This is a genomic window from Sphingobacteruim zhuxiongii, from assembly GCF_009557615.1.
Lineage (GTDB): Bacteria > Bacteroidota > Bacteroidia > Sphingobacteriales > Sphingobacteriaceae > Sphingobacterium > Sphingobacterium zhuxiongii.
The window spans coordinates 1,010,903-1,033,394 of the sequence record NZ_CP045652.1 but is presented as its reverse complement, the minus strand read 5'-3'; the positions used below and the strand labels follow the sequence as shown (position 1 = coordinate 1,033,394).

Annotated in this window: 16 protein-coding genes; 6 read left to right on the top strand and 10 right to left on the bottom strand. The window is 38.9% G+C overall.

What is annotated here, in order from left to right:
• Nucleotides 1–72: 72 nt before the first annotated feature.
• Nucleotides 73–1,068, bottom strand: a complete 996-nt coding sequence (locus GFH32_RS04485) for an endonuclease/exonuclease/phosphatase family protein (RefSeq protein ID WP_153509937.1) — start codon at nt 1,066–1,068, stop codon at nt 73–75.
• 4 nt (nt 1,069–1,072) lie between these two features.
• Nucleotides 1,073–2,119 (bottom strand): endonuclease/exonuclease/phosphatase family protein, encoded by a 1,047-nt coding sequence (locus GFH32_RS04480; protein ID WP_153509936.1) that lies wholly within the window; start codon nt 2,117–2,119, stop codon nt 1,073–1,075.
• A 207-nt stretch (nt 2,120–2,326) separates the two neighbouring features.
• On the opposite strand from GFH32_RS04480, the gene GFH32_RS04475 reads away from it, so the two are divergent.
• From GFH32_RS04475 to GFH32_RS04465, 3 genes are read left to right on the top strand one after another with little or no spacing between them, the layout of a single operon-like run.
• Nucleotides 2,327–3,502, top strand: a complete 1,176-nt coding sequence (locus GFH32_RS04475) for a glycosyltransferase family 4 protein (RefSeq protein ID WP_153509935.1) — start codon at nt 2,327–2,329, stop codon at nt 3,500–3,502.
• Nucleotides 3,487–4,500: a lysylphosphatidylglycerol synthase transmembrane domain-containing protein gene (locus tag GFH32_RS04470; RefSeq protein WP_153509934.1), complete on the top strand. Its 1,014-nt coding sequence runs from the start codon at nt 3,487–3,489 to the stop codon at nt 4,498–4,500. Before GFH32_RS04475 ends, GFH32_RS04470 begins: the two co-directional genes overlap by 16 nt.
• Nucleotides 4,501–4,543: 43 nt before the next feature.
• A complete protein-coding gene (locus tag GFH32_RS04465; RefSeq protein ID WP_194285670.1) occupies nt 4,544–5,710 on the top strand; it encodes a glycosyltransferase family 4 protein in 1,167 nt (388 codons plus the stop codon).
• 4 nt (nt 5,711–5,714) lie between these two features.
• Here the strand turns inward: GFH32_RS04465 and GFH32_RS04460 are convergent, their stop codons facing one another.
• Nucleotides 5,715–6,515, bottom strand: a complete 801-nt coding sequence (locus GFH32_RS04460; RefSeq protein WP_153509932.1) for an alpha/beta hydrolase — start codon at nt 6,513–6,515, stop codon at nt 5,715–5,717.
• Between the two features lie 290 nt (nt 6,516–6,805).
• On the opposite strand from GFH32_RS04460, the gene GFH32_RS04455 reads away from it, so the two are divergent.
• The gene (locus GFH32_RS04455; protein ID WP_153509931.1) at nt 6,806–9,499 is read left to right on the top strand and encodes a DNA gyrase/topoisomerase IV subunit A; all 2,694 of its coding nucleotides are present in this window, start codon (nt 6,806–6,808) and stop codon (nt 9,497–9,499) included.
• 158 nt (nt 9,500–9,657) lie between these two features.
• Here GFH32_RS04455 and GFH32_RS04450 read toward each other — a convergent pair whose 3' ends face one another.
• The 7 genes from GFH32_RS04450 to GFH32_RS04420 form a co-directional block, all read right to left on the bottom strand.
• Complete coding sequence (locus GFH32_RS04450) at nt 9,658–11,100, bottom strand: TlpA family protein disulfide reductase (protein WP_153509930.1); 1,443 nt, start codon at nt 11,098–11,100, stop codon at nt 9,658–9,660.
• Between the two features lie 3 nt (nt 11,101–11,103).
• Nucleotides 11,104–12,519: a RagB/SusD family nutrient uptake outer membrane protein gene (locus tag GFH32_RS04445; RefSeq protein WP_153509929.1), complete on the bottom strand. Its 1,416-nt coding sequence runs from the start codon at nt 12,517–12,519 to the stop codon at nt 11,104–11,106.
• Between the two features lie 37 nt (nt 12,520–12,556).
• Nucleotides 12,557–16,180, bottom strand: coding sequence for a SusC/RagA family TonB-linked outer membrane protein (locus GFH32_RS04440; RefSeq protein ID WP_153509928.1), 3,624 nt, complete (start codon nt 16,178–16,180; stop codon nt 12,557–12,559).
• A 134-nt stretch (nt 16,181–16,314) separates the two neighbouring features.
• Complete coding sequence (locus GFH32_RS04435; RefSeq protein ID WP_153509927.1) at nt 16,315–17,466, bottom strand: FecR family protein; 1,152 nt, start codon at nt 17,464–17,466, stop codon at nt 16,315–16,317.
• Nucleotides 17,426–18,100: an RNA polymerase sigma factor gene (locus tag GFH32_RS04430; RefSeq protein ID WP_160366786.1), complete on the bottom strand. Its 675-nt coding sequence runs from the start codon at nt 18,098–18,100 to the stop codon at nt 17,426–17,428. The genes GFH32_RS04435 and GFH32_RS04430 overlap by 41 nt, the downstream gene beginning before the upstream one ends.
• Nucleotides 18,101–18,362: 262 nt before the next feature.
• Nucleotides 18,363–18,878: a peptide-methionine (S)-S-oxide reductase MsrA gene (gene msrA / locus GFH32_RS04425; protein ID WP_153509925.1), complete on the bottom strand. Its 516-nt coding sequence runs from the start codon at nt 18,876–18,878 to the stop codon at nt 18,363–18,365.
• A gap of 39 nt (nt 18,879–18,917) precedes the next feature.
• A complete protein-coding gene (locus GFH32_RS04420; RefSeq protein WP_153509924.1) occupies nt 18,918–19,961 on the bottom strand; it encodes a N(4)-(beta-N-acetylglucosaminyl)-L-asparaginase in 1,044 nt (347 codons plus the stop codon).
• A 233-nt stretch (nt 19,962–20,194) separates the two neighbouring features.
• Between GFH32_RS04420 and GFH32_RS04415 the strand changes: the two genes are divergently transcribed.
• The gene (locus GFH32_RS04415; RefSeq protein ID WP_153509923.1) at nt 20,195–21,406 is read left to right on the top strand and encodes a C40 family peptidase; all 1,212 of its coding nucleotides are present in this window, start codon (nt 20,195–20,197) and stop codon (nt 21,404–21,406) included.
• A 7-nt stretch (nt 21,407–21,413) separates the two neighbouring features.
• Nucleotides 21,414–22,463, top strand: a complete 1,050-nt coding sequence (locus GFH32_RS04410; protein ID WP_153509922.1) for a dipeptide epimerase — start codon at nt 21,414–21,416, stop codon at nt 22,461–22,463.
• Nucleotides 22,464–22,492 lie beyond the last annotated feature (29 nt).

Sequence of the window (22,492 nt, the reverse complement as noted above, 5' to 3'; positions counted from 1 at the left end):
CTAGATAGAAATAAAAAAGGCCGTCTTATTGGACGGCCTTTTTTTTATTGTACGAATTCAATTGCGATCTTTTTATACTTCGGCTAAAATTTTCTGCTCTAATACTGGCTTGCTCTGTTGCGCCTGCTTCAACGAATCGTAAGTCAACTCCCAGTCAAACTGCATCGATACAGCTAAATGATCCGAAAGCGGTTCATTATTGGCGTTTGTGAATAATGAACTTTCAATATGATACTTTCTAGGCTGAAATTTCAAATGTTCACTATTTCGAAAAAAGACCTTATCCAAACTTTCACTATCATTAGTCAGCGAAAGCATATGTTCTGCAACAAATTTCGGAATGATTTTAGGGAATTCGTCATTCCGTAAGAAGTTCACCCAGCCATCCGTTAAGCCCGTTGATTCAATGAACTCATATAAGTTTTCCTTCTTATAGGCGTAATGCGCATTAAAATCCCCCATGACTATAAGAGGCTTATCTTTTGAATGTTCGTTGATGAATGCTGCTAGTTGTCGAAAATTCTCTCTTCGCGCCCTTACTGCACGTGCTACGTCACTTGAGTTCGCATGTACATTATAGACATCAATAATAATCCCTGGAACGAGCTGTATTTGTGTCAAACTAAAACCCTTGACGGTCCAACAATCAGGTCCTGAGCAATGCCTCCAAGGGATTCGCTGAAAAGAAAGAATGGGAAAATGCGAAAGCGTATTTAGGCCATCCCCAATAGGGATTTTCCCCTTATGATTCGTCCTGTATACATGCTCATTCTTAGCATATAAAGAATGATTGTAGTTAAAATCTTCCTGAACATTGACGATATCAAAAGCGGAAATTTTTTCTCCAATCTCCGTAATGGCCTCCTTTCTTGCCGTCTTTGCTGCGGAAATTCCTTGCGGCAGGCCAGCGATATTGTACGTCAAAATACTGAATTCTCCTTTTAACACCTTTGTTTCATCTGTCTGTTCCTGAACTGGAAAATTTACAGAAATCAACTTGTGTTTAAGACTATTAAACAAAAACAATAGTGCGATTAGTAAAATTACGATGATAAAAAGTACAGTCATCTATCTATAATTTAGCAACTTTATTCAAAACATTATCTTTTTGTTCGGAAATACCCGATAAGGAAGAATCTTGCTTGTCTCCTATTATTTTCCATTCAAATTGCATCGATACAGCACAATGATCCGACAATGCTAAACCAGATTCATCTTCGAAAAGATCTTTTTCAACCCGGTAACTTTTGGCTTCAAATGCTAGTCGATCGCTACTCCTGAAATATATCTTGTCAATACTTTCGCAATGTTCATCAATATCTAATGCTAATCCAGCTTTAAAAGAATCGCGAATTACCGGAACTTTGCCCTGCTGCTGTAGCTCAACCCAACCGTCACGCATTCCAGTTTCTTCTTTAAAAGAACGAATATTATCTTCTGAAAAGGCATAATGTGCATTAAAATCACCCATGATTAATACCGCCTCATCGGAAGAATGCGCCTTTAAATAAGCAGCGAATTGTTGTAGATTCTCACGTCTCGCCTTCACTGCATCCGGGTTGTCCTGAGCTGTAGCATGTAGATTATAAACGTCTAAAAACACGTCCCGTCCTAATTGAATCCGCATATAGCTGAAACCTTTGGGTGTTAAACAATCCGCACCGCTACAATGTTTCCAAGCAATGCGCTCTATTTCTACAATCGGATACTTCGATAAAGTACTCAAACCATCGCTAAATGGAATAGAACCCATGGCCTCGGTCCGATAAGGGTGTCCATTATCAGCGTAGAGATATTCATTGTAATTGAAGTCTTCTTGCACATTGACAATATCAAAAGCCCCGATACGTGCTCCAATACGTTTGATGCTTGAGGCACGAGGCGTTTTCGCTGAAGAAATCAGCTGGGGTAAACCTGCTACATTATAGGTCAGTACGCTAAACTCTCCGGCCGTCGCTAGTCCAAGCTCTTCCCGATCAATAAATACGTTTGCTCGGGCGGTACGGTTTGGCATAAAACTAAAAAAGAAACTCAGAATGGCTAAAAATAAGGAGAGTAATCCAAACAACCGGAAATTCCAAGCTCTACTCTTTCGTGGGTAAGGAATATTGACTAGCATATGTCTCTAAACTTTGCTCTATCACAAAATTAGATTTACACTATAACCTGAATTTTCAATTAGTATTAAAGATTTGTTTAGCGAAAAAAAGGAAAAAGTTAACTGATAATAGTACGGTAATATGATTTATACGATTCCTTAACGAAATCTTTTCAATGACTAAATATCTGGAACCTAACTTTACCAGAACCCAGAAAACACAACAGAATGAAGAAGGTTGCTTTTTTCACAGAAATGTTAGTTGAAGATTTCGATGGAGCCGCAAGGACGATGTTCCAACTCATCAATCGAATCAATCCGAATGATTACGCTTACTTCTTTGTTTACGGAGTCGGTCCCGAAACATTTAGAAATTTTCAAAGCCACAAGGTTCCAACCCTAAAAATTCCGGTCAACGAGGATTACGCGATTGCATTACCGCAGCTCGCTAAAAAGAAAATCGCACTCGCTTTGGATGATTTTCAACCCGATGTAATTCATATCGCTACGCCATCCATACTCGGATTCTTTGCTTTAAAGTATGCGAAGAGTAGAAACATTCCAGTTATTAGTATTTATCATACCCACTTTATTTCTTACATCGCCTATTATTTACGGAATTTAAAGGCTTTCATCCGTCCAACAGAACAATGGATGCAAAGAACAATGCAACGATTCTATAATAATTGCGAACGCGTGTATGTACCTACGCGCAACATTGAATTAGAGCTTCAACGTCTTGGAATCGAAAAAGACAAACTTCAAATCTGGCAACGTGGAATTGATTGCGAATTATTCAACCCCAAAAAAAGAAGCAAAGTATTCATTGAAAATCTAACGCTTAATAATAAACCAAATATACTTTTTGCCAGCCGACTAGTATGGGAGAAGAACATCCAAACGCTTATCGAGGTCTATAAGCTTCTGGAACAAGAAGGTATGCCTTACAACTTCATTATTGCAGGTGAAGGTGCTGCTAAAAATCAAGCTATGGAAGAGATGCCTGAAGCCATCTTTCTTGGAAAACTTTCACATCAAGAATTATCCATTCTTTATGCTTCCGCCGATACTTTTATATTCCCCTCGATTTCTGAAACCTATGGAAACGTAATTATTGAAGCCATGGCGTCTGGATTGCCTTGTATTATTGCGAATGGCGGTGGCAGTAGCAGTTTGGTAGAACACGGTAGAACTGGATACAAATGTTCCCCCAACAATGCGAAAGAATACGTTCATTATCTCCACAAAATACTGAATCACGAACGCGCCTATCAACAAATCCAAGAGGCTGGATTAAGGTATGCGAGGTTATTGGATTGGGATGCCCTCGCAGAAACTTATTTCGAAGAGATTGAACTTTTGGCAGGCGATAAAAGGAAAGAAGTTATATGGGCAGCGAGCTAAGCGTTTACGTCAGGCGAACCAAAATTTTACTATTCATTGTTGTACTAATTTGTATGATAGTTTTTATTTGGAAAACAGATTTCCAAAGTATAAAACATACGCTCGCAAATATAGGCTTCAAGTTTTTTTATTTATTGATCATTACCTACCTAGCATATTTCTTTGGCACTTGGTCATGGCATGTCACGCTCAAAAAAAATCGAAGCAAAATATCAATCCTACAATTATTCTCCATTCGTCAAGTCGGAGAAACCGTCGGACAATACAATCCGACAAGCATCATTGGAGGCGACTTACTAAAAGCACAAATGCTAGGTCGCTACCACATAGACCAACTTAGCGCCATAGAGTCTGTCGCAACTGCTCGAATAACGGCGGTGCTCTCGCAAATTTTAATCTTTTTAATCGCCTGTATTTACTTACTCTACAATAACAGTTCTTTAATCAACAGCAGGTATGGCTACGTCTTTTGCGGGCTTTTCATCCTACTGATTTTTCTAAAAGTCTATTTCTTTATTTGGATCTCAAAAAAGAAAAATCAATCCAATCGTCCTCAAGAGCTGACGAAGCCCAACGTTCTTCAAACTCTAATCCAAAAGAGTAAAGGATTACTGTTCAATATTAGCCAAACCTATCAGAATGACCCTAAATCATTTTGGTATTCCTACCTACTTGCTGCCATACATTGGCTAATTGGCAGCTTGGAATTTTATCTTATACTAATTTTTCTAGGTTTTAATGTTAGCGTGATTCAAGGTGTGCTCCTTGACATGAGTGTTATTGTCTTTAAGAGTTTCGCTGCTTTTATACCTGGTCAGCTTGGTATCGAAGAACTAGGCAATAAGATTATGCTCGCCTTAATCGGAATTCACAGTGCGACGGCTTGGATTACCGTATCCATTCTTCGACGCGCCCGACAAATCATATGGATTGGGATCGGCTTTATTCTTTATTTTTTTATCAAAAAGGATGTACAACATGCAACTTTTAAGGCCTGAAATATTATTTGTTAGTCACAAGCATCCACCAGGGACTGGCGGAATGGAAAAACAAAATTATGAACTCGTGGAGGGGATTGCCAAGTATACCAAAATCCATCGCCTAGTTTTTCAAAAAGACAAGGAGAGCTTACTTATGTTTTTCTGGCAACTCAATAGAAGCATCTTGCGAATCCTAAAAGAAAATCCCAATATCCAAATAGTCCATTTTAACGATGGACTTATCGCCGCAATTGCATTACGTCATAAAGGATATCAAAACCTGAAACGCGTGGTAACCTTGCATGGTCTGGACGTCGTTTTTCCTTGGCCCTATTTTCAAAAAAAGATTCTCCCTAAATTTAACATGTATGATCAAATCATTGCTGTTAGCCATGCTACAGCAATTGAAGCTATAAATCGAGGCATAGCGCCTGAAAAAGTCACCGTTATTGCGAATGGCGTCGATCATCAGATCGCAGAGATTCCTCCTAAGTCACTCGAAGAACTCCAAAATCGTTATCCTTCTATTATATCCAAAGGAAGCTTTATGATTACTTTGGGAAGACCAGTACAACGTAAAGGCTTCTCATGGCTACTCGATCAAGTTGTTCGTGAGATGCCGAATGAGTTCCAGTTACTGATGATTGGGCCGTATAATGCAAAATCAAGTTGGCTGGAAAAACTTTTAAACCTGCTTCCGAAAAGAATCTATCAAATGCTCACTTTATTTTTGGGATACCCCTCTGATGAAAAAAATATCCGTAAACTATTGAAAGATCCTGATATTGGTTCGAAAGTCGAACATTTGGGGAAAATTCCATTTGATGATCTTCGGAGCTTCCTCGTACATAGTTCGTCGTTCTTGATGCCAAACATACAAGTGCCCGGAGACATGGAAGGCTTTGGGCTGGTTTGTCTCGAAGCATCGCTCGCTGGTACTTTAGTACTCGCTTCCGCAACGGAAGGAATTACGGACGCAATTATCGATAAGAAAAATGGAATCCTCGTGCAGTCTGGGGACAAGGAAGCGTGGAAATCAATAATGACCAAGGTTTACAACAATCCAAGCGAGTTCCAAGACGACAAAAAGAAATATCAATCTTATTCGAAACAGCATTATTCATGGGAAAAGATGTCGGCAAGTTATTGGAATGTTTTTCAGAATTTATATACGAATCCTACGTTCGCTCATTCAAATAATAAATCAACTGAACTTCATGTATTATAATCTACTATTTGCTCCAATTTGCTATTTCTTTCAATAGTAAAGGAAATGCTGGATAGGTCATTCCATGATCAAAGCCATCCAATTCTAAAAGCTTAACCTGAGGATGCCCAGTAATTTTTAGCATGCGCGCCAAATAGGCATTTTCCTCATATCTTCCGACCATCTCTAACTCCCGATCTCCCGTAATCAGGGTGATTTTAGGGGCATCCTTTCGAACCCAAAAAAGTGGAGCTAGTTTATCAATTGTTGGTTGATTGATAGCAATCCCCTGCTCAGCTCGCGCAGTAAAATGTGTAATGGTTTGGGCCGAGAATGAAACGACACCTAAAAGATCATTGGCATTTACGCCTAATCCGGCTAGATGTGAGCTGTCCAACGCCAACATTAATGCAAGATAAGCTCCTGCGGAATGTCCAGATAACACTATTTTGTTTTTACTCCCCCCATGAGCCTCAATATGATCCATTGTCCATTTGACAGCATCTGCTGCATCGTCGATGATTTCTGAAACCTTAGCCTTTGGCGACAAACGATACCCTACTCCTACAATCGCTATTCCTCGGTCCTTCAGGTAACTAGGAATTTCTCGCTCTCCGCCAGTTAATCCACCTCCATGATACCAAATAACAGTAACGAAATCTTTGACGCCTTTGGGAATATATAGATCCAATCGACAGCGCTCCGTCCGGTAAGCGTCAGCATCCTTCACATAAACAACATCGGATATGTTCTTGCCGCTCGGAGTTTGTGCAAACGCGGAAGAAAAACTATAAAAAAAGAAAAGTAGCGCAAATAGAGTTTTCATAGAAAATCAAATTTAGTGTACCACTAAAAGTACAAACAATTAACAAACATAACTCAACACGCTAATTAAAACCTTTATTCAATAATGGAATACATAGAAAAATGAAAAACAATTTTATACGACTAACACTCGGTTAAGAATGGTATTCCTCTTTGTAACATTCAATTCTCCCTGGAAACGGAATACTTCCGTTAGTAGGCCCAATGCTATGCCTAGAAGTAAAATCATTTTTGTATTTTTACGAGGTTTGCAACCGTACTGCAAACAGCAAAAAATTGACGGAATAGTAAATGAGTGACGAAACCAACAACACAGACGAAATCAACGAATCAGCGCAGAATTCAGACCAGCAAAGCAGCACCGTAGCCCTTTCAGGTTTATATGAAAACTGGTTTTTAGACTACGCATCTTATGTGATCTTAGATCGTGCTGTGCCACATATTAACGATGGCTTTAAACCCGTTCAACGTCGTATTCTCCATTCCTTAAAGGAAATGGATGATGGGCGTTATAATAAAGCTGCAAATGTAATTGGTAATACCATGAAGTATCACCCACATGGAGATGCTTCTATTGGTGATGCAATGGTTCAAATTGGACAAAAAGACTTATTAATAGACTGTCAAGGTAACTGGGGAGATCCGATTACTGGAGACTCTGCAGCTGCAGCTCGTTATATTGAAGGACGTTTATCCAAATTTGCAAATGAGGTTGTCTTCAACCCCGACACTACAGATTGGCAATTAAGCTATGACGGTAGAAACAAAGAACCAGTTACTCTTCCTGTAAAGTTTCCTTTGTTATTAGCCCAAGGTGCAGAAGGTATTGCGGTAGGTTTAGCGACCAAAATTATGCCTCATAACTTCAATGAGTTAATTGAGGGATCTATCCAAGTTCTCCGTGGAGAGCGCCCTTCCATTTATCCTGATTTTCCTACAGGTGGTCTGGCGGATGTTTCCAATTATAACGAAGGTAGACGCGGTGGTAAAATTCGGGTTCGAGCGAAGATTGAAGAGCGCGATAAAAAAACACTCGCGATCACTGAAATTCCTTTTGGTACAACGACTGGTAGTTTGATCGACAGCATAGTCGCCGCAAACGAAAAAGGGAAAATAAAAATCAAAAAAATTGAGGATAATACGGCGGGATCTGTCGAGATCATGGTTCATCTAGCACCAGGAATATCTCCAGATGTCACAATCGATGCGCTTTACGCATTTACGGGTTGCGAATCCTCCATATCTCCCAATACTTGTGTGATTAAAAATAACAGACCGCTCTTTATGAGTGTGAATGATATTTTAATCGAAAACACCAAGCAGACAAAGAGCCTGATAAAACAAGAATTGGAAATACGTTTGCATGAACTTCAAGAAAAAATATTCTTTAGCTCTTTGTTAAAAATATTCATCCAAGAAGGGATGTACAAGCATAGTGATTATGAAAATGCCGGGGATTTTGACACCGTAGTAACGGTATTAAACCGCTTATTTGAACCGTTTTTTCCTCAGTTTTATCGTGCAATCGAACCGGAAGACTACAAGCGTTTGATCGATAAACCAATGAGTAGTATCACCCGCTTTGATGTAAAGAAGGCTGATGAACAAATGAAATCTTTAGAAGATGACATTAAGGAAGTTCGTAAAAATCTTAAGAATTTAACAGAATACACCATTGAGTGGTTTGAATATATCCGTTCAAAATATGGCAAAGATCGTACGCGTAAAACTGAACTTCGTGCATTTGATCGCGTAGAAGCTTCGCAAGTGGCACTTGCTAATGCGAAACTTTACGTTAATCGAGAAGAAGGATTTATCGGTACCAACATGAAAAAAGATGAGCTAGTTGGCGATTGTTCTGACATTGACGATATTATCGTTTTCCGTGGCGATGGAAAATATTCCATTGTTAAAGTGCAGGATAAAGTTTTCGTTGGAAAAGATATCATTCATGTTGCCGTGTTTAAAAAAGGTGATGAACGTACGATATATAACGTGATCTATAAAGACGGGGGAACTGGCACCAGCTATATCAAACGATTTGCTGTAACAGGAGTTACGCGTGATAAAGATTACGATATAGGAAAAGCAACCAAAGGGTCCAAAATCCTATACTTCTCTGCTAATTCCAATGGTGAAGCCGAAGTAGTGAATATTCAATTGAAACCTCATTCGAAATTACGAAAATTGAGTTTCGATATGGATTTCGCTGAAATTGCAATCAAAGGGCGTGCTTCTCAAGGTAATATCGTTAGCAAATACCCGATGAAGAAAGTCGCTTTCAAAAGCGCAGGTGTTTCTACCCTTTCTGGTCGTAAGATATGGTATGATGATGTTTTAAAACGTCTAAATGCAGATGAAAGAGGACGTTTCTTAGGTGAATTCGATGGAGATGATAAAATCTTATTGACCATGAATGATGGTACGTACGAATTATCCAACTTCGACTTGAGCAACCACTTTGATGAGAAAATGGTCCGCATGGAGAAATTCCATCCGGAACAAACCTATACGGCAATTCATGTTGATAGTAAAGGTACATATTACGTTAAACGCTTCAATTTCGATGATCTTCCGGTTGGTAAGCGGACTAAGTTTATCGGAGAAGATAGCAAGCTAGTCCTATTGACCAACAATGATGAGCCTGTTGTATCATTAGACATTCTCAAAGGAAAATCACAAACCAAAGAAAGCTTTGAACAGCCGTTAAATGAAATTGTTGATATCAAGGGAATGAAGGCACAAGGGAATAGACTGTCTTTCCATTCGGTGAAGAAAGTGAAATTGTTAAGTGAAGAAAAGGATCTATCGAAGACGAACGAAATTCCAAAAGCTGAAACGGAAGTGAAATCTCCGGATTTAACAATTGAATCAGCGGAAGATACAGATACGCCAGCTCAAAATACTGGGTCTGATATATCCTTAGAGATCACCAATCCCGATGATATACAGATGGATGATAGCGGACAAATCGGTTTGTTTTAAGCATTCATATTGATAACAAAAAAGGCTGTAGAATCTACAGCCTTTTTTGTTATATAGCATTGATCATTATTCTAGGGCACAGTTTTATAATCTATATAAAAATCCCCCAAGTCAGACCTGAGGGATTCGATTTTACATTTTACGCATTACTTAATTTCTTACCGTTTCATAGATTTCAATTGTTCCAGTAAATCTGTGCCATCACTAGGTCGCTTAGCATCCCACTCAACAATCTCACCTTCGCTATTAACGATTAGATATCTTGGGATACCATTAAACTTTGGAACTTCATTGCTCAAGGATTTCCGAAGGGCTTCGCTGGCTCGCATATTTTTGCCTTTTAGCGGATATCCCTTTACCATCTCTCTCCATTTACCATCTGCTCGATCATCATCAATCGATAGGTAAATTATTTGATAACCAATTTCCTCAATCTCACTATGCAGCTTCATACTAAATTGTAATTCTTGTTTGCATGGTCCACACCAAGTCGCCCAAAGATCGACATAGTAAAAATTACCTTTAATTCCTCGAAAAAGCTCTTTCAACGACGAATATTGCGCAGTGCTATCTAGGAATTCCACTTCAGAATTCGTCGCTTGCGAGAGCTTCAAATGGTATTCTTTGACGGCATCAATCTCAGGCTTCAAGAGTACGATTAGTTTACTCTGTGGAAACTGGTTCTTAAAACGTTCAAAATTCTCAATCCATATCAACTCATTCTCGTTATTCGCCAATCCTTCAACAATCGCATTCCCCCATGCATATTCCAGTAAGCGCCCGTCTAAACGTTTCTCAAGCAGCTCGATTTGGGAAAGCATGTAGGGTTGCTTTTTCAAACGAACCTCGGGGTACTCAATCGACAACAGACTTGAATAACGACTAACCAGCAATGGGAACAAGGGTGATTCTGCCCAACCCGCATTTATTGGTTTATACAATTCCTTCCAGGCCTGCACAAAATCACGATCTACAGGGGTACTTGTATCCCCAAAAACTAGCGGTCGCGCCGTGAAAAACAAGTTTGTCGACAATAAAAGTTTATAATAGATCGATAATTCTTTCTTTATTGCGTTCGCGAATTTCTCAGAAATATCTTTTCTTTTAACAAGTGCATTTATCTTACTTAAATCCACATTCTCCAACATTGTCAACTTACGTTTTCTACCATCAATCGTACTTTCGGTATTCAATTCTTCAAATCTAAAGCGAGTGTTGTCATTCGTAATTCTATTCAACAAAAGTTGCCCCTCTGCATTGGAACCACTAATCTCTAAACTGTCCTTTTCATGGAATTTTAGATTAACTGAATCCCCTGGTGAGACGATAAGCTTCGCCGTTCGAAAATTATTCTCAACAGTTATAATTGCCTGCTTATCGATTGGTATTCTTACTTTTTTTTGCTGACTAACGGAATCTAATTCGAATTTGCTTTGATTCTTTTGAAAATAGAACCCATCTACCGGTGAATTTACTATTACCTCGTTATTTGATGTGCCTTGAGCGTAAATTGTCAGTGTTGCCCCACTACTTTGAGCTATAACGGGAAGCGTTGAGACTATATAAATGCTCAAAATGAGCCATACTAAGTTGAATTTCATGAGTTAGGGATTTTGGATGATTTGTTTATTAATTGCACCGGCTGGAATTGTCATGGTATAACGAGGGCTATTGGGAACCAACTTCAACACTTTTCCATTTGCTAATTCATGTTCGGCAGTAAAACCAAATTCAGCGTCATTTTGTAATCTACGCATATCAAACCAACGTACACTTTTAAACAATAACTCTGCTCGTCGCTCACGGAAGATTTTTTGCATAGTGCTTTTAGCGTCAACATGTACCAAGTCTTGGTAAAAAGCGGATTCAATCCGGTTTTTACGGAGCTTATTCAGACTATTAATTGCATCCTGATATTTTTGTACCCTTGCTTGTGACTCCGATAGGATTAAATACATTTCCGCTGTCGTTGGGCCAACACTATAATTATAACTAATTGCCCCCATGTACACGTAACGTCCATCCCACTCACCAACTCCCCCTGAAAGAACATTGCTTGCAATAATATTCATCCGACGGAGGTCCTTTAGGTCAAAGGCGGACAAAGTGGAGTTTGCAAGGTATTGAAATGCCATTCCTCTTGTATAATCAAAATGAACGACATGTAAATTTTCTGGATTTTGGGCAGGTATGGTAACTGTAGAACCTGCTTTAGTCATGTAAATACTATCGTTAGCTCCTGTCGATATTCGCGTATACTGGCTGTTGTAGTCCAATAATTTGTTGTTAATTTTTAATGCTTCCTGCGCTGCTTCTCCAGCCAAACCGTATTCCTTCATCGTCAAATAAACACGTGCCAACCAACCATACGCTCCCGCTTTATTAATCTGAAAATTACTCAATGAACTTGCTGGGATTAAGGGAATTCCTTGCTTTAGATCATTCACTATAAAATCAAAACTCGCCAAGGTAGAACTGCGGCTTGGCAACTCTTCATTCAACGCATTTGAAACCACCAAAGGAACGCCTAATGCAGTTTGGTCATCTTTGGACTTCGGTATTTGGCCATAGATATTATTCAAATAGTAATAACAAATTGCCCGACCTATTAGAGCTCGCCCTTTAGCGGCGTCTTTTCGCTGTTGTGTGGCTCCCGCTGCTTCATCAATACCATTGATAATTGCATTGTATTGATAAATCCTATTATATAGCATATTCCAATAAGAATAGTAGGTCAGATCAGAAGGTGTAGAATAGGGATCTTCAAGCCAAAAATATAGTCTGTAGTCTACTGCAGAAATATCGGTTCCTTCAACAATAGAAGGGTCATAAAAATCATCTGATAACTTCTCGATTCCATCTGACAATATCTTAGTCAATTTGATATCATTTAAGATTCGTTCATAATCTTCGACGGTTTGCGGTATTACATAGCCCTTTGGCTTAATGTCCAAGTATTTATCGCAAGAACATAAGAGAAAGAGGCTTACCAATATGATAGGGAAAATAAACTTTTTCATCGCGTTGTATTTAGCTGTAAATATTTTATTCTAGATCTTAAAAAGTAAGATTTAATCCAAAGGCATAGGTTGGAGAAACTGGCAGTGTTCTAGCTCCGCCCGAAAATGATTCAGGATCTATACCTTCCTTATTTTTACGTAAAGTCCAAAGATTTCTCCCCTGCAAATTGATTTGCAATGATTTAATTGTACGTTGCTTTCCTAAAACTTCGATTGGTAGGTTATACGTTAAAATCAGTTCTCTCAATTTTGCATAATCGGCATCAAACACATTAACATCTAAAAAATTTCTATAATATGTATAAGTGTAGTAATTAGCGTTATCCAATACTACATTAGGTATAATGGTGTTTGCTTCATCGCCTGGCTTTTTCCAAGCATCTGCAAGCCTGCCGTCCATTGAATATATTCCAAATAAAGCGTCGGGCATGTTTTGTCGCATCAAATGACCTAAATAAAAAACGAACATGAAGTCTAGCTCAAAACTCTTGTACCTAAAATTATTTCCTATCGCACCATTGCTAATTGGGCGTCTATTACCGGAATAATATGCAAGTTCAAGGTTACTGCTAAGTTGATTAGGCTCAATTTCACCGCGCTCATTTAAAACTTGTAATTGTCCCTTGTCAGGCGATAGTCCTCCATATCTAAAGCTATATAGGGCTCCGTATGGCTTCCCTTCAAAAAAAGGACTTCCTGCTGCTATTGCGCGTGGATTGCTAAATCGCGTACCCTGATGTACTTTAGTAATCTTGTTCCTATTTTGTGCAAACATGAGTGTGCTCGTCCAACCAAAATCTTTATTCTTGATATTTTGCGTAGTTAATTGAAGCTCAAACCCATCGTTATTCATACTTGCTGTATTTAGCTGTGCTGATTCGAAACCGTATGTAGGGTTTATTTGCTCATCGCCCAATAAGTCGCTGCTTCGACGCAAATAATAATCCCCTTTAAATCGAACACGATAATCAAAGAGCGTTAAGTCTAATCCAATATTTGTTACCGCGGTGCGCTCCCAGCGTAATCCATCATTACGTGGCGTTGTCACGAGAAGACTTGGCAAAAAGCTTAAGTAATTTATACCGGCCTCTGCGATCATAAAGGGTCCCGAATTTTTTGGAATATTCCCGTTAATACCATAGGTTGCGCGTATCTTGAATTCATTGATCGTTGGAATATCTTTTATAAAATCCTCTTTCGCTAGATTCCAACTTAATCCTGAAGACCACATCGGCGCATATCGATATTTTTTATCCGTTCCGAAAAGGTTTGTTTGATCCATACGGATACTTCCGCTGTATGTATATTTCGACTTGTAGGTATATGAAGCATTTGCAAATGCTGAAACAAAGCGGTTTTCAGTATACCTGAAGGCATCTGATACCGAAAACTCCGTACGAACTCCCGTCAATGTTTGAAGTATTGGTGTCACTTCTTGAAGACGCTGATGATCTAATTGAATAAAGTTTAAGCTATTATCATCATATCCATACTTTGTTAATTGGCTACCCGACGACTTTACTTGCTGATTCTCTAAACCGAGAATTGCTGATATCTGGTGATCTTGGAAAGTCTTATTGAAATCCATCCATCCGCGAATCACATGACTATTATAATCCAAACGCGTTTCATCCAATTTTCCACCCTGTGGGATATTAAAGATGGGCGTTAATAATGTTCCATCTGGATTAACCATCACCTCATTATTATTCCCTAGAATCGGTGTAACATAGTCATTGATTTGCTTTACCAAATTTGCTTGATTCGGGTGTGCATAATTGCGTAGGTATGAATTCCCCTTTTCCAATTGATAACTCACGTTAAATCCAATCCCCGATTCAAGTTTGTATACCAACTCCGCTTGAATGCGATTACTGCTGTTTCTGTTGGTAATGTCAGTACGATCCATTTCCAATAAAGGAAAGTAGGATTCGTCATCCAATCCCCAAGCCTTTCGTTGGTTTATGGAGTAAATATTTGAAGAAGATTGCCCCGAACTACCCGCTGCTCTATTCATTGCGAGTGGATTACCCTGGTCATCTTGCAATAAATCATAAGGCTTCAATCGAAAAATATCGAGTGCTTGAACGGGAGCTTGCGTTCCGTTTCCAAAGGTGAAATTGCTACTAATTGCAAACTGCAATTTCGAAGTTAGATCAACGCTTGTTTTTAAGAAAACACTATAGTTTTTACTTCGTTCTTTCAGATTAGACCCTCGACGATCTGTAAAATTTAACGAGCTATAGTATCGAAAACGATCACTAGCTCCATTTAACGCTAAGCTATGATTTTGAAGAAATGCACCTTGCATCAACAAATCTTTAATCTGCTGGGAATTATCTTGCTTTGAAAGCCAATTGACTTGCTTATTGAAATCATCTACAGAAATTCTCCCTGTCAGCGAATCCATTAGTAATTGCGTGAATTTAGAAACTTCCCGTCCTCTAAGACGAGTGTTTTGCTCGAATTGAGCCGTTCTAGGCACCAATAGGGACTCTATTGCAATATCTTCTGCTGCGCCCAACCGGTTTAGATAATCGATATTGGGTTTAGCCTCAAACTGAAAACTATTGCTATATTGAAATTGTGCAGTTCCTTTCGACCCTCTCTTTGTAGTTATTACAATTACACCATTTGCGGCTCGAGCTCCCCAAATCGAAGCAGCGGCTGCATCTTTTAATACAGAGATGCTCGCTACGTCATTGGGATTAATACTATTAATATCACCCTCTATCGGAAAATTATCCACAACAATCAAGGGACGTGCTGTTCCGAAAAGAGTCGATACGCCACGAATTGTGAGCGCATCACCTCCAGTATCCTTACCATTAATCAACATTAACCCAGGCGCCATCCCTTCTAATCGTTCCAATACGTTGGTCTGTAATTTACCTTCCAAACGCTTCCCAGAGATAACATCGAATGCGCCTGTAGACCGCTCTTTTGGCAAACTTTGATATCCTGTATGAATCATCACCTCGTCGAGCTCTGAACTCGAACTACGCATAATAATTCTCCCCATGTCTGCTTGTATGTTAAGGATTAATTTTTCCATTCCGACGTAGGTAATTTGTAATTTCTTAACGCTGGAGGGAACATTAGCCAATTGAAAATATCCATCTTGATCTGATGCTGTCTGAATGTTACTACCAATTGCAGAAATCCCCGCTCCCGCTAATGGTTTACCATTTTCATCCAGAATTCTCCCGCTAATCCGCTGTTGTACATCCAATTCATCAACAGCCTTTATCACAATAGTTTTGTTTTTTATCTGATATTCAAACGGTTGATTTTTCAACGTGGATTTAAGTAGGGTTTCAAGGCTCACATTACTCATATTAATCGAAACTGGTGATGCCTTCGATATATCTTTGCTGTTATAAAGAATATCATAGTTCCCCTGCTCACTAATCTGATCGAAAATTTGGCTTAGTTTTAAATTATCCCCTTTGATATTGAAAGTTTGAGCATTCGACTTGGCTACCACTTGCATTAAACAAAAACAGAGAATAAATGATATTAATTGCATTTTCATAAATATCGACCTAACGAGACTTTTATTAGTCTGTAGAAAACTCAAGGTTTCCTTCATGAGCAAATCCCAACGTTTTACTTGGGACAAAGCTGTTCCAGACAATTGTTTTTTTATACTTTTGTTCATAATGAGGTATTGTAAGTGAATTTGATCTAAAGAATTTATCGAAAAGCCTTATTAAACTAGGCGGAGGTGCTCCAACACCTCCGTGCTATTTTAAGACTTTATGTAACTAGGGTGCTCGTTTCATTTTTTCATAATCATTTAGGTTTTATTATTAATTTGGTTTTGTTTGTATCTTGAATCAAGTCAACTTTGATGTCATCAGTCATCTCCAGTATCTCTATAGCCTTTTTCAGGTCTTCTTTTCGTGAAAGACGACCGCCAAAGGTCAAGTTCTGAATAGCAGTATCTACTTCAATTTCGACATTGTACCATCGAGATAAACGTTTTGAAAGAACCGATAGCTTTTCGTCATCAAATTTATAGTACCCCTCTTTCCAATCGATCTCAACTTCCTTCTCTCGAGAAACCATCATCAGCTTACCTGTGCTGTTATTTAAACTTATTTTTTGACCTGGCCTTAATACAATAGATTTTCCATTGCCAATCAACGAGCGCAGTTCGACAGCCCCCTCTAACAAGGTCGTGTTACAATATACATCATGATCATAGGCGCAAACATTGAAATGGGTGCCTAAAACTTTAATCATTTGACCTTTACTACGTACAAGAAATGGAAGGTGTTTACCGTCAGCAGATCTCATTTTTGCAACCTCAAAATAGGCTTCACCGTTTAAAACAACCGAACGATCTGTCTCTCCGAATGATGTTTTAAATGTTAAAACCGAACTCGCATTTAAATGGATGCGCGTACCGTCTGGAAGTGTAAATCGGAATTGACTTGCAGGAGGAGTTACCAAATTGATAAACTCTGGAGTTGCGCTAGATGAAATGTCTGTTTCAAAGTCACCGTTTTGATGCTTAACAATTTTCAGAGCTCCCATCATAACGGACTCTCCCTCAACCATCCCCGTTAAGTTAACACTATCACCACGAGCAGATAACAAGTATGCCTGTTCTTGATCTAATGGAATAACCTGTTGATTAGTTGGAGTACTTTTTCGTAGAAAATGAAAGGAAATCATAAACCCCAATACAGTGATGAATATGGCAGCGACAACTGCGGGGCGGCGGTACCATGCTTGTATACGGACAGGAGCTGATAGATCTTCAGTTAGCCGAACCTTTATCTGCGACAAATTCTCTTTAATTTGATCATTGCTCAGGTTATCCTTATCCTCACCTATCGAATCATACCAGTCTTCGACAAGTTTTTTTTCTGCATCGGAACATTGACCAGAGTGATATTTATCTAATAAAATGCGACTTAAATAATTCTTCTTTCTCATAAAACACAATGGACGAAAGACCGTCCCTATTTATGAAGTCGAGGTTATAAGGCTTAGGGGGTAAAAAATAATAATTAAATAATAAAAAAATAACAAAACTTAGTTTAACACTTAATCTTCTCAAAGCGTGTTTCATATGGGAGCGAACTGTTTGCTCTGATATTCCTAGCTTTTGAGCGATCTGTTCATAAGTTAAATTCTGCTCCCTACTTAAAAGAAAAACTTCTTTCATTTTTCTGGGCAAACGATCGATTTCTGCTTTTATTAATTCTTGAAAGAGCTTGGTCCGTAAGGCATGGTCCGTACCAATGTAATTTTGTTGAAGATTAACTAAATACGATTCATACAGCTTATGGGTTTTGCTTCTTTGTTGAAACGTATCGATAATTTTATAGCGAAGTGCTTGGAATAAATAGGCGCGTAGATTGTTGATATCCTTCCTATTTCTATTTTCCCATAGTGACAGTAGGATATCGTGAATGATATCATTCGATATTTCTATATCTTGAATCCGCCGATAACAAACCGAATAAAGTTGAACTGCGTATTTTTCATAAATCTGCTCAAAGCTCTTGCGGTCCGATTGCTTTAATCGGTCAACAAGTATACGATCTATATCATTCTCAGTGTTCAAACGCAGATCTAATTGAAAATTTCACAAATATAGAATATTACTCTACTAAATTGGTAGATATTCCAATAATATTTTTAACTCAAGTCTTTATTCGTATTGGTTGGGAAACAACATTTAGGTATTGTAGATTCTAGGAAGTAAAGTCGCCGAACACTATCGATGTCTTGATTAGTGACGTTCGGCGAGTTGCTGCATTCTTAAAATCGTTATAATTAGCAAAATAGTCGATGTAGTAATATTTAAAGAGTCTGAATCACTGTAATTAGTGATCCAAACTCTTTAAATATTTTGTCAATTTAGGTGCGATGACCACTTGACAGAATTGATTTTGCGGATTTTGATTAAAATAATCGTGATGATAATCCTCAGCTTCCCAAAAAGTCTCAGCTGATTCAACTGCAGTAACAATTGGATTGTCGTAAACTTTTGCAGCTTCTAAACCAGCGATTAAAGCAATTGCTTCTTCTTTTTGTGCTTCATTGTGATAAAAAACTACCGAACGATATTGTGTCCCAACATCTGCACCTTGTCGGTTTCGTGTTGTAGGATCATGGGTTTTGAAGAATACTGATAACAGTTCTTGAAAGCTAATCTGATTTTCATCGAAATCAATCTCTATCACTTCTACATGTCCTGTGGCACCAGAGCACACTTGCTCATATGTAGGGTTTTCACGTTGTCCACCCATATATCCTGGTAATACAGCATGTACTCCTTTTGTATTTTGGAAGATAACTTCTGTACACCAGAAGCATCCTCCTCCGAACGTTGCTTTCATTTTTATTCTGTTTTTATATTCAAATTTACAAAGAAAAGCCTATTTAGCAGGCTCGCTTTTGTAATGGAATTTTCCTTTTTCAATCAAATCTTGCCTTTCATCAGTACAGACGGCAAAAGTAAAACCATCCTGTAATGCATAAGAACCGTATTCTCCTTGTTTATTCAATGCCAAAAAACCAACTTGAATATCCTTCGCGATGTCTGGCTTTTTCTTTACGATACGCAATACCGCTTCTTTACAAGCGTCTTCAGGGGAATACCCTTGTCGCATCAACTCCACCACTAAAAAGCTGCCAACGGTACGAATCACCTCTTCACCAACGCCCGTGGAAGTAGCGCCACCAACTTCGTTATCGACATACAATCCTGCTCCAATGATCGGACTATCGCCAACACGTCCATGCATCTTAAACGCCATGCCACTCGTTGTACAGGCACCGGATAGATTACCTTCAGCATCCAAAGCTAGCATTCCTATAGTATCGTGATTATATTGATTTCCTGGTAATTTCTCTGTTGCGAACGACTTGTTCTCAATGTTCATCACAGGATTATATTTCTTTTCTTTTAACCATTCTTTCCAAGCCTCCTCAGACTCCGGAGTAAGTAAATTTTCTCTTTGAAAGCCATTCTCCAGTGCAAATTGCATAGCCCCTTCACCTACAAGCATCACATGTGGAGTCTTCTCCATGACTAATCGAGCTACCGATATGGGGTGTGCGATATGCTCCATTGCAGCAACAGAACCGCAATTGCCGAGTTCGTCCATAATGCAAGCGTCTAAAGTGACGTGACCATCGCGATCAGGATATCCACCTTTCCCAACAGTGTGATTAGTTAAATCCGCCTCAGCAATCTTCACACCCTTCTCAACGGCATCCAAAGCGCGACCACTTTTTCCTAGAACTTCCCACGCAGCTTTATTTGCCGCCACTCCAAAATCCCATGTCGAGATAACAATAGGTTGCTTCCCTTTAGATGTAGGTTTTTTAGAATTCTTACAGGATGTCGTCGAGGCCAAGGCACTCAAACTTGCTGCACCAATGACGCTTTGTATAATAAATGTTCTTCTTGAATTCATATGGGTTTATTTGTTCTTATTGATTAAAGAAAAACAAATATACTTCCTTTCACGATAATATCTACCCTTTAGCAAAATGACAAGTTTTGCAAGATTAAACGATAAATGTTGCAAGGATATGCAAGATTTTATGCAATTGTGGATAAAAAGCTGTGAAAAATAGGTAATATAACCAGATTTATTCGCATATTTATGCACATTTACCTTACTAGTTAGCATTTTAATCGATAACAATGAACAAGAAATTAATCCATATTGTTTGTTTATCCCTTTTCGCTGCACAATTCACTTATGCACAAAGCGATTCCAGCATTTTCAAGAGAGTACAAGAGGTTGTTACACAGGCGAAACAAAATTTTGCACCTGATAAACGAACTAAAATTGTTGCATTAACGCAATCCGATATCAATCGAAATATTTATATCATTGAATCAACGGAGCCCGCAGCAAATGATTTCATAAACCAACACTTGAAAGAATTAAGAGCGGACATTAAAATCAAAAATCTCCCTGACTCATCTGTCGCAGACAAGACGCATGGCGTGATAAATTTATCTGTAGCCAACTTACGAACACAGCCAGGAAATGCTTCGGAAATGGCCACTCAAGCCATCTTGGGAACACAGGTAGATATCCTACAAAAAGATAAAGGTGAATATCGTGTAAGAACACCCGAAGGTTACATTTCTTGGATACCAAGTTCATCAGTCGTACCTATGGATCAATCGACTTTCGATCAGTGGAAACGACACGAGAAAGTTATTTACACGCAAGAGTTTGGAAAATCATATTCCAAACCAGATCTAAAAAGTATGCGTGTTTCGGATTTAGTCTACGGAAATATTCTCCAATTAATCGGAAAAGAAAAGGGATTCTTTAAAGTGGCTTATCCAGACAAACGGATTGCTTACATACCAGTTAGCGAAGCATTAAGTTTCAAAGCTTGGTTAGCAAGCCGATCGTTGACGTCGGAAAATGTATTATCAAGTGCTAAAACCATGATGGGGCTACCCTATCTGTGGGGAGGAACCTCAGTGAAGGGTGTCGATTGTAGCGGATTTACAAAAACGGCCTTTTACATGAATGGATATGTAATTCCAAGGGACGCTTCTCAGCAAGTGTTAGCAGGCGATAAGATTGATATTTTAGATGCTGATGGGCATTTTGATCCAACTAAGGCATTAAAAAATCTTAAACCTGCCGATCTATTGTTCTTTGCATCTGGCAAAAACTCAAATCCAAACGCGCGTGTTACCCATGTTGCGATGTATATTGGAAACGGTGAGTTTATCCACGCAGCTGGATCTGTTCGTATCAATTCAATGCTGAAAGACGCTGCAAATTACGATGATTTTCAAACTCGTACAGTAGTTGCAGCAAGAAGATATATTGGCGCAGAAGACCCACAAATTGAAGAAATAAAAAACAACCCATATTACAAATAACAAACCAATGAATACAGTTTGGGAAACTAAAAAAATGGGGAAATTCACCCTGAGATACAAACCTTATACCCTAGAGTTAAGGCATGTATTTACTGTAGCATCCTTCAGTCGATCGACGACACCTGTTGTGTTAACAGAATTGGAATATGAAGGTCATGTGGGATATGGCGAGGCTAGCATGCCACCTTATCTCGGTGAATCGCAAGAAAGTGTAATGAGCTTCCTAAGTAAGCTAGATCTTTCTCGCTTCTCCTCACCATTTGAAACAGCAGAAATATTAGGCTATGTAGACAAAGTCGAAGCAAAAAATACAGCCGCTAAAGCCGCCGTAGATATTGCGCTGCACGATTTATTAGGCAAATTAATGGGACAGCCTTTCTACAAAATTTGGGGGCTAAATCCTGATTTGATACCGCCAACGTCTTATACAATCGGTATCGACACAGAGGAAATGATTCGCAAGAAAGTCGCAGAAGCTGGACAGTTCAAAATTCTAAAAGTTAAATTGGGACTAGATACCGATAAGATGATCATCGATACGATACGTTCGGTTACAGATGTACCGCTTTGTGCCGATGTGAATCAAGGGTGGAAAAATAAAGAACAAGCATTGGAAATGGCAAATTGGCTTCACGAGCGTAATGTTGTTTTCTTGGAGCAACCTATGCCTAAGGAGATGATCGATGAGAATGCTTGGCTAACGGCAAATTCACCGATTCCAACAATTGCAGACGAAGGTTGTCAACGATTAGCTGATGTCACCGCATTACAGGGGGTATATACGGGCATTAACATTAAACTGATGAAATGTACAGGCATGCGCGAAGCGAAGCAAATGGCGGAGCTTGCAAGATCTTTAAACATGAAAGTCATGTTAGGGTGCATGACGGAAACTTCATGTGCTATTTCTGCCGCTGCACAACTCGCACCACTTGTTGATTGGGCAGATCTTGACGGCGCGTTATTAATAGGAAACGACATTTATGACGGTATGTATGTGGAAAACGGAATCTGCAAATTACCCGACCGTCCTGGAATAGGAATTATTAAAGCATAACAAACAAAAAATTACCTAAAAAACAATTC

Coding starts and splice junctions, on each gene's coding strand:
- msrA (WP_153509925.1), bottom strand. CDS start 18,878: ATGAAAGCAACGTTCGGAGGAGGATGCTTCTGGTGTACAGAAGTTATC.
- GFH32_RS04455 (WP_153509931.1), top strand. CDS start 6,806: ATGAGTGACGAAACCAACAACACAGACGAAATCAACGAATCAGCGCAG.
- GFH32_RS04460 (WP_153509932.1), bottom strand. CDS start 6,515: ATGAAAACTCTATTTGCGCTACTTTTCTTTTTTTATAGTTTTTCTTCC.
- GFH32_RS04450 (WP_153509930.1), bottom strand. CDS start 11,100: ATGAAATTCAACTTAGTATGGCTCATTTTGAGCATTTATATAGTCTCA.
- GFH32_RS04485 (WP_153509937.1), bottom strand. CDS start 1,068: ATGACTGTACTTTTTATCATCGTAATTTTACTAATCGCACTATTGTTT.
- GFH32_RS04435 (WP_153509927.1), bottom strand. CDS start 17,466: ATGAGAAAGAAGAATTATTTAAGTCGCATTTTATTAGATAAATATCAC.
- GFH32_RS04415 (WP_153509923.1), top strand. CDS start 20,195: ATGAACAAGAAATTAATCCATATTGTTTGTTTATCCCTTTTCGCTGCA.
- GFH32_RS04410 (WP_153509922.1), top strand. CDS start 21,414: ATGAATACAGTTTGGGAAACTAAAAAAATGGGGAAATTCACCCTGAGA.
- GFH32_RS04420 (WP_153509924.1), bottom strand. CDS start 19,961: ATGAATTCAAGAAGAACATTTATTATACAAAGCGTCATTGGTGCAGCA.
- GFH32_RS04475 (WP_153509935.1), top strand. CDS start 2,327: ATGAAGAAGGTTGCTTTTTTCACAGAAATGTTAGTTGAAGATTTCGAT.
- GFH32_RS04465 (WP_194285670.1), top strand. CDS start 4,544: ATGGAAAAACAAAATTATGAACTCGTGGAGGGGATTGCCAAGTATACC.
- GFH32_RS04440 (WP_153509928.1), bottom strand. CDS start 16,180: ATGAACAAAAGTATAAAAAAACAATTGTCTGGAACAGCTTTGTCCCAA.
- GFH32_RS04470 (WP_153509934.1), top strand. CDS start 3,487: ATGGGCAGCGAGCTAAGCGTTTACGTCAGGCGAACCAAAATTTTACTA.
- GFH32_RS04445 (WP_153509929.1), bottom strand. CDS start 12,519: ATGAAAAAGTTTATTTTCCCTATCATATTGGTAAGCCTCTTTCTCTTA.
- GFH32_RS04480 (WP_153509936.1), bottom strand. CDS start 2,119: ATGCTAGTCAATATTCCTTACCCACGAAAGAGTAGAGCTTGGAATTTC.